The sequence below is a fragment of the Flavobacterium piscis genome, assembly GCF_031457575.1.
In the GTDB taxonomy this organism is placed as follows: Bacteria; Bacteroidota; Bacteroidia; order Flavobacteriales; family Flavobacteriaceae; genus Flavobacterium; species Flavobacterium piscis_A.
In genome coordinates this window covers 134,148-142,599 of the sequence record NZ_JAVDWQ010000015.1, presented here as the reverse complement: position 1 = coordinate 142,599, position 8,452 = coordinate 134,148, and the positions used below count along the sequence as shown (strand labels likewise).

General features: G+C 34.1%; 5 protein-coding genes. 4 read left to right on the top strand and 1 reads right to left on the bottom strand.

All coding sequences use genetic code 11. The features are described 5' to 3' along the window. The first annotated feature begins 304 nt into the window (after positions 1 to 304). The 4 genes from J2W48_RS18430 (at position 305) to J2W48_RS18415 (ending at position 5,234) form a co-directional block, all read left to right on the top strand. Positions 305 to 871: a helix-turn-helix domain-containing protein gene (locus tag J2W48_RS18430; RefSeq protein WP_310283197.1), complete on the top strand. Its 567-nt coding sequence runs from the start codon at positions 305 to 307 to the stop codon at positions 869 to 871. Between the two features lie 208 nt (positions 872 to 1,079). After that, complete coding sequence (locus tag J2W48_RS18425) at positions 1,080 to 2,276, top strand: hypothetical protein (RefSeq protein ID WP_310283196.1); 1,197 nt, start codon at positions 1,080 to 1,082, stop codon at positions 2,274 to 2,276. Between the two features lie 35 nt (positions 2,277 to 2,311). Further along, a complete protein-coding gene (locus tag J2W48_RS18420; RefSeq protein WP_310283194.1) occupies positions 2,312 to 2,617 on the top strand; it encodes a hypothetical protein in 306 nt (101 codons plus the stop codon). Next, positions 2,586 to 5,234 (top strand): hypothetical protein, encoded by a 2,649-nt coding sequence (locus J2W48_RS18415; RefSeq protein ID WP_310283193.1) that lies wholly within the window; start codon positions 2,586 to 2,588, stop codon positions 5,232 to 5,234. Before J2W48_RS18420 ends, J2W48_RS18415 begins: the two co-directional genes overlap by 32 nt. A 385-nt stretch (positions 5,235 to 5,619) precedes the next feature. On the opposite strand, the gene J2W48_RS18410 is transcribed toward J2W48_RS18415, so the two are convergent. Beyond that, the gene (locus tag J2W48_RS18410; RefSeq protein ID WP_310283191.1) at positions 5,620 to 8,400 is read right to left on the bottom strand and encodes a sacsin N-terminal ATP-binding-like domain-containing protein; all 2,781 of its coding nucleotides are present in this window, start codon (positions 8,398 to 8,400) and stop codon (positions 5,620 to 5,622) included. Between the last annotated feature and the right edge of the window lie 52 nt (positions 8,401 to 8,452).

Here is an 8,452-nt window from a genome sequence, read left to right as displayed (position 1 = left end):
TATAGAAACCAAACTCATTTCAACAGAATCGGTTAAAACATTTCTCCTATATTTTATAGGACACACCAAATGATAAAGTAACAAACTTTTATTATCTCGTTTGAAAATGTGTTCGCTCATCCAACAAATATACTAATCTTTCTATTTTACGCTAAACCCCGAGGCAGAGCCTCGAGGAATTCTTTTGATTAAAAATTTAGTCTGGAAATACACTAGCAATAATTTCTCTCCAAATCAAAATGTATTGCCTAAGTGTTCTTAACTACTTTTCAGTCCTAATAATTCCAACTAATAAAATTGGAAAATGAGCTCGAATATTTCAGTATATAGAATATGTGGATTTTGTGATTCTGAGTTCCTTGCAAAGAAAACCACAACAAAATATTGCTCATTAAAATGTGCAAGCAAAGATTATAAGCAAAGGTTAAAAAATAAAAAAATTGAAAACTCCAACCTTCAAACAATCAAAATAAAAAATCAGCCGCTTATTGATCTTAAAGACAAAGAATTTTTAAATGTAAGACAACTTGCTTTACTTCTAGGTTTTTCAATTAAAACTGTCTATCGTTTGATCAATACCAAAAGAATAAATGCCTATAACTTTTCAGAAAGAAAAACCTTAATTAGGCGGTGTGATATCAATGCTTTATTTGAAAAGCCACAAATTGGCTTTGAAGTAGTTTTAAGATCAACAGAACAGAGAAAACAAGCTGAAATTAAAGACTGTTATACTATCACTGAAATACAACAAAAATTTAATATTTCAAGTGGAGCTTTATACAATCTTATAAAACGCAATAACATAAATAAATTTTCAAAAGGAAAGTTTACTTATGTTGCTAAAAAGGATATTGAAGGTTTTATAAAGTAATATCATAATTCATCTAAAGCAAAGTACAGCTATAGGTTTGGCAAGAAAATTTAAGGTAGTGAAAAAATCTGTTAAAAATTACTGTAAGCCTTGTTTATATTGTCATCTTTGTTTAAGTGCACGAGAATTTTGCAAGGAAAACGGATAATCTCTTCGACTTTTCATCGAATCCCGCTTACAAATCGCATACTATACAAATCATATACAAATGAAACATGAATTAAAAGGAGACGCAGGCGAAGAATATGTAAATGAACTTGCATACCAATCTTATCTTAAATATTGGTGCTATCCCAATCCTAAAGACATTGCTGATGATAATAAGGAAATCTGCGACCTGTTAATTTCCTTTCGCGACATACTCATCATAATTTCAGTCAAAAATCACAGCTTTGACGGGAACTATGAGCGATATAAAAAACGTGTTATCGAAAAGTCAACAAGCCAACTAAACGGAGCTGAGCGTAAGCTTTTCAAATCCCAACGTGAGGTGTATATCAAACATCCTGACCGAGAGCCTGAACTTTTTGAACCGGGTCGGTACACAAAAAATTATAAGCTGACGATCAATGTAGGTGAACAATTTGAGTATTACGAATTTAGTGACCAGCCAACCAACAAAGGATTCATCACCATCCTAAATAAGGAAACGTTTGAAGCTATTATTGAAGAACTGGATACCATAAAGGATTTTGTTGAGTACCTTGATGAGCGGGAACGCTTATTGAGTTCTGGAAAAAAAATTACGGTCAATTGTACTGAGAAAGACTTACTTGCCGAATTCCTGATGAACAAACGTAAATTCAATGTGGACTACAAATCAGAACACATTAAGGAGATTGCGCTTAACCTTTCAGGGTCTTGGAATAATTATGAGAAAAGTTCCCAATTGAGACGGAAGAAGGAAGCAAATAAGATAAGCTATTTTATTGACCACATCGTCAAGACCGATGTTTTATCGTTGCCTGACGGCGAGACGTTAGCAAGGGAGCTTATGAATTCAGGGCGGACCGAAAGACGGCTTTTAGCGAAAACACTTATCGACCTTGTCAAAAAACATGAAAATGATCTAGATACCTTAGCAAGACGGTACACTGCGTACAATGGCATCGGGCATTTGTTGATTTATTATCCGCCAAATGTGCCAGAAAAAGAAGTCGACAGCATGATACAGCTTGCCATGGCGCTTTATGCTTACAAGACTGGTTATAGGGAAAAGGAAATTGTATGTATTGCCGCGACGAATGGCCTGAAACAGTACAAATTTGGGATGTTCCAAGCCTTCCCGCCGATTCCGGATGCTACGGCGAAAATCTATGACAGAATCATTTTGGATATTGGGTGGTTCAGGTCTATGGAGCCATTGTATTATGTGGAAAAAGAATACCCGGATGCTGAGGATTAATTAGCAAGAAAATCACAATACTTAAATATTTTGACATGCCAGAACAAATTTTTTCGAAAGAAAGCCTTGGCCAACACTACAGTACTTTTCAAAGCCAGTACTTTCCGCAACTGAATGAAAAACGTGAAATCATATCTGAATGGATTGCTGAACTTCGTTCAGGGAAACTCAACAGCCTTAAGGAGGAAGAAGTAAAATCGAGATTTGTGACGGCCATTTTTGGTGAGGTGCTTGAGTTTAACTGCGGAAACTCGAGAAGTTGGTCCCTGAGGGAAGAAATGAAAGCCAGGGTCGACGGGACAAAGCCAGATGCCGCATTTAGGATACTTTTCAAAGGATAAACGACTTGACGATGTAAGGGCGATCATCGAAATAAAGGATGCCAATACAGAACTGGAAGATAAGCAGAAAAGACCTGGTGGAAAAACAACAATAGACCAAGCTTTCGAGTATACGTCTAAAATGGGCGGTAAATGCAAATGGGTCATTGTCTCCAATTTCAAGGAAATCAGGATTTATCCATCGTTAGACCGATCAAGGTACCAACAATATAAGTTAGAGGATCTGGAAGACTTTGATAAACTACGTGAATTCCTGTTTTTCTTTCAACGTAGCCGATTTATCGCATCAGGTCGAAAGTCAAAAACCGATAGGTATTACGAGTTTGTAACCGAAAAAATCCCCGGCAGCTTGGAACAAGAACATATAGTCGATGCCATTTACCATTCCTTAAAACGATTCGATGGTTTCGGTTTTGTGGACCCAAACTACCTGGCATCATTGTATCCGTTTAATATCTTGGACGAATATGTCTGGCATTATGATCACGGTACTTTATTTACAATTAATCCTGACCTATTCTATATGATGGCTGGAATAGACATCGTGGACTGTGAGGTAATTGTTACAGCAGCATATTCTAAATTATTGGAATCTTCGGTAGACAACTATCAGGACAAAATTGCCTGGATTTTTAAGTTCCTAAATAATTCCAATATTACTCAAATCGATGCCATCAAGGATTATCAGGCTGTAAAGAAGGCACGGTCGTCAACCATCGGATTCAACTTTACCCATTCTTTTTACTTTGAAGAGAACGAGGAAGGGATTTCTAAAAGCATTGCACTCAAGACTCCTGATTCTTGCGACTGTATCAGTTGCAATTTCAGGAACTTTAATTTCAGAAGAGCTTTTGAAAAACTCAAAACCGCCAGAGGAGATCAGTATTCTTATGACAGTGAAATCGCCTATGGCAATTATTTGGCAGCCAATTATAAAGAGGCTTTCAACGTATATAAGTATCTCGACCGCTATAAATATAAAGAAGACAAAGGGATAGCCTATTTCTTAACCAAACTCAATTTAAAGTCACTGCACAACCTCATCAGCAATCATTACCATCTTAGCGACAGAGATGCCGTTATAAAAGCAATAAAATCGATTGATATTGATGCTATTATACATGACGAGCTTGATTTCGAAATTGACAATGATGTGCGCCAGTACCTGATCCAGGTCAAGGAAGACCGACTGATTGGCAGGATCAAAAATAAAATCAAAACCTCTAACAAATCAATCGAAAAACTGAGACGACTGTATGATAACCATGGACAGCAAACAGGGGGATTAAACCTTGCCCAGGAAATCGCCGAACATTATTTTGAACTATATCTTCACGATAACCGAAATTTCATCATTCATGACGTCTTTTCTGACTACCAGGAAATGGTTAAGGAAGTGTTTGAAGGGCTGGTTAATAATTTCCGGACGGCCAAAGTAGGATTGCCGTCATTTAATGCCTTTTTTATCAGGGAAGCTATAATCCATATACCTTCAGAAGATTTGAAACTTGTTTTGGGTGACAGCAAACCATTAAAAATAGATAAAAAAGGGCTTTCCGATCTGATACTCTGGCTTGAGGCCTATCTTAAATCGTTCTATACGCAGGGCGTCATGGTTTTTGACCCGCATCCGTGTGACCTCATGACTGAGTTCCTGCTGAATGATAACCTGAAACAAAAGCTTCGGCGAATATTTACCAATTTTTTCGTAATTTTAAACGGGTCAGAATTGCCGGACGACATTTTATCTTCAGTTGAAAAGCCGCTATTAAATTTCCTCCGAACGGAAAGTTTTCTCTATTGGTTTAATATAGAGACCCTGGCCAATTTTATTAAAAAGAAAGGAAACCTCTTTTCGTCCAAAATCCTGCAGGAAGTATTAGAAGTTACAATCGCGCGGGACAAGCCTAATAATAATAAGTATGAGAGACTCGTAGAAAGTTTATGCCGTGCCTTACACCAATTTTATCCAGAACTGAAAATCGATAATTTGGGACTGGTTTCTAAATCCATTACCAATTGCCATTCGATGTCTAATGGGTTCATAAATTTCAGATATTATATCTTTCTTCTCAATATACTCGACGAACCAGGCAGGCAACAATTAATAAGAGCTATTGACCAATCTTTGGAAAAAGAGTTCAATATTGTAGTTTATGAAGACCTGCTCCGGCACAGAATATACGAATACCGATATAAGGACTATTTCAACCATTATATAACATCAATTTCAAAATATTCGGGCGGTGGTGTCACTTTTTTAAATGATGAAGTGAAATATTCCAATGTCACATTATTGAATGCTGCGTTAATGTGCCACAATCTTGACATTATACTTACAAATGAACAGAAGAAGTTGTTTACCGGACTCACTGAATTTGATATATGGTTACTGGAGCCTGCAGTTTTTAACTATGAGGCTTTTGAACCGGTGTGGGTAAAGGCTGTGATGCACCATACCAACTTCATGAAAAAACTGGCTTTCATTGAGCCTATAAGGCTTGCTTTAGAGCATAAATTAAGGGGAGATTTTGTTCAAGAATATTCTGATGCCTATACTAAGTATTTTGTTGGGCATAAAACTGTACCGGAGGAATCACCCATCACCAATAAATAAAATACTCACTTCTTGACTCAGTTTTTATAACCATCAGAGCAACATTTCAACAACGCCGTAAAATACTTATTTGCCAGATAAATATATGAACATTTAAAGAAGATTTAAAGTAGCTTGCTTGTGAAAGTCCATTGAAATCAAAAAGGGTTGGGATCAGATTAGTCTATAAAAACAATTCACAAATGAAATACTGAGGCCATCTATAATATTGCCGAACGCAGAAGAACAAAATATGACATTTTACTGGAAGATTTTAACTTTTAGCCGGCTCTTTTGAATATCTTTAATAATGTAAAGTAACAAATCTTCATAAAAATTTATTTTTATCGCCTAAAAAAAAACCTTTAATTCTTGTCCTAAGTTTATTATTATTAATGTAGTATAATTAGCTTTTTAAACTATTTATCACTGCTGTTTCAAGTCCATCAATTAATTTGGATTTACTTAAAAGAAACTCGTAATCAATACTACATCGAAAGTCAGCGTTCAACATCAAAAGTTTAGCTTCTTTGGCTCTACTTGTACTTTCAATTACTTTTTTATGGTCTTCATAAACTGATTCCAGAAAAAGTCCTGGGACTGGGATAAACTTTAAATTTTTTAAAATATAATCTTCATCCATATCTTTAATATCTTTTGTGCGTTCAATCAGAGCAATACAATAATGTTCTTTAAATCTAGGATTTACAGCTCTCTCTAACTGTGATATTGCAAGCTTAACTGCATCAGTGTTTCCATGTCTGACCGATTTCATCTCAATAAAAAAAGACTGGCCAGTCGAATTAGTAATTCTAAAATCATAAGATCCGCCTCCTGCATATACAAAGTCAACAGCATCTAAATTAGCTTTTTCGACAATTAACCCTAAATGTGCTTTTTCAAAGGCTGCTTTAAATAGCTTTTCAACATCGCTGCCAATTTTTGACTTCGTATCAAAATCTCGTTTTTTTTCTCCTTCTTCACGTGCAATGTCCATTACCTGCGAAGGTATTTTATCAGGAAATAGCTGAGCCAATTCTTTAAGTTGATTTAAATTTGCTCCAGATTCTATTATGCTGATTATTTTCTTTACCTCAGAAATACTTTCCACAACTTTATTTAATTCAGCTTCAGTAACGTCAGATTCTGCAAGTCTAAGTAATGAATCTTGCTTACCGCTATCACGAATTGTAATTGCTTTTACTCTTTCTTCTTCATTAAAACTTTCCATAAAAAAATTGGAATATGAGCCATGAAATGTTGGAAAATAATTTGAAAGTTCTTTCCAATTAGGGAATCCTTTTACTTTCAGCCATTTTAGTAAAATACTTAACCCATCTAATTCATTTTTAGATAATCGAGAATTTCCATCTAATCGTACTCTGAAAATATCATCTATCTCTTTTGCTAAAGAATCCCATGTTTTAAATTTATTAGGAGGCAATAGATTAACGACCTCTTTATTTATTGTATCATTTAAAAGTTTATCTCGATAATTTTCATTTTTCATTTTGTTGAAAACCTCAATCAAATCAACATGAACTCCATTATCTGCATAAATTTCTGCATCTCTGTCTACAAATGTCCCTTCTTCTGATTTAGAAGGAATTATCTTATGTTTTGTAAGCAGACCATTATCATTTTTAATTACATACTTTATAAAAACAGCCAGCCATTTAGTTGTATCTTCTTCATTTTTGTTAAGCAGTTTTGAAAGCTGGAATAAACTTTTAGCGTCTTCTACTATTTTTACAGCTGCATCTAATCTAAATGGAACCTGCTTAAATATTGTGAAATCTATATTTTTTAACCAGCTTAAATATTCAACCCTGACAGGTACCTGTTCTAATATTAAATCACAAACAGTATCATAAAAATCTAAATCTTTTGATTCTGTTTTATTTTCGGGAATAAAAGGAAGTTTTAGTTCTGAGTAGGAAATGCTTTTCCCATTACAATTAACAAATTTTACCTGATCAAGTACGGTCTTGAAGTCTTTTTCAATATTCTGCTGAAACCATGAAGAATCATTTGATAGTGCTTTTATTCTATCACTCTTTAGTTTTACCAAATGATAAAGATTTCCAACTCTATCATTTGATAATGTCTCAAGCAATTTTTGATATGCTTTTACTCCATTTGATAAATTATTTCTGTTTTCAGTATCATTATTTGAAATATTTATGCCATTTCTTTCTGTTTCCGGTTTAAACTTTTGGGAATTTATTGAAACTGGAAAAGGGAATTTTTCTGAACCAATCATGGGAAGATATAAAAATAGTACAGCGATATTTTCTGGATATTCCACCACTAGATTATCTTTTATTTCTACAGCAACGGTAACATCATCTTGTACAGCATACTTAACTTTTATATCTGGCTGGAGTACTGAATTTAGTTTATAACCTATTTCACATAATCCAGACTGATCATCCCTGTTTTTTTGATAAAAATAGCTTTCTTTTAAACTACCGTTATTTTGAATGAACTTAACCGATTTAAGTTTTGGCAGAAAAGTAAAGACTAATGGTAAAATCTTGACGGCGTATTCAATTCCTGATTTTGCAATTCCTTTTGGAGTTAGATTAGATAATCCTTTAGTTAAATCATAAGTAAATTTTGTTTCAAAAGATCCTGGTAAGTGCTCAGATGAGATATAATTATTTTTAAACTGACTTTCTGAAGTTTGAATTGAATCTATCAATTTAAGTTTTGAATTATATTGATTTCTATCTAAGTCAAATTTAAAACTGTAATGTATATTTTCTCTATATTTGTCTTTGACCAACCCCTCAACTGTAATTAAAGCTGAAAGTGCATGTGTTGATATAAAACCACTTCCAAAACGTCCAATATAGTCATCATCAATATCTGCATCATCCTTGTCTGAATCTGGTGTTATCAAATTTTCTACATCTACAAGTTTAAAGGGCTGACCATTATGTCTAAATATTAAAACATTCTCTGTATGCTCTAATTCTATATCAACTTCGAAATTAAAATCACTTGCATTTTGAACTAATTCCCAAAACCATCGATACTGAAGAGATTCTATTTTACTAGGTATAGGTTCCAATTTTTCCATCAACCTTTTGGCTGGAATACTTAACTTCTTTTCAATTTCAGTTTCCTTGATTTGGTCATCAAAAGATTTAAACTCTACATCTAATATTTTATCTTCTTTCATTACTTTTATAAATTACTGCTTTTACTTAATATTATGAAGGAAACTACTTTTC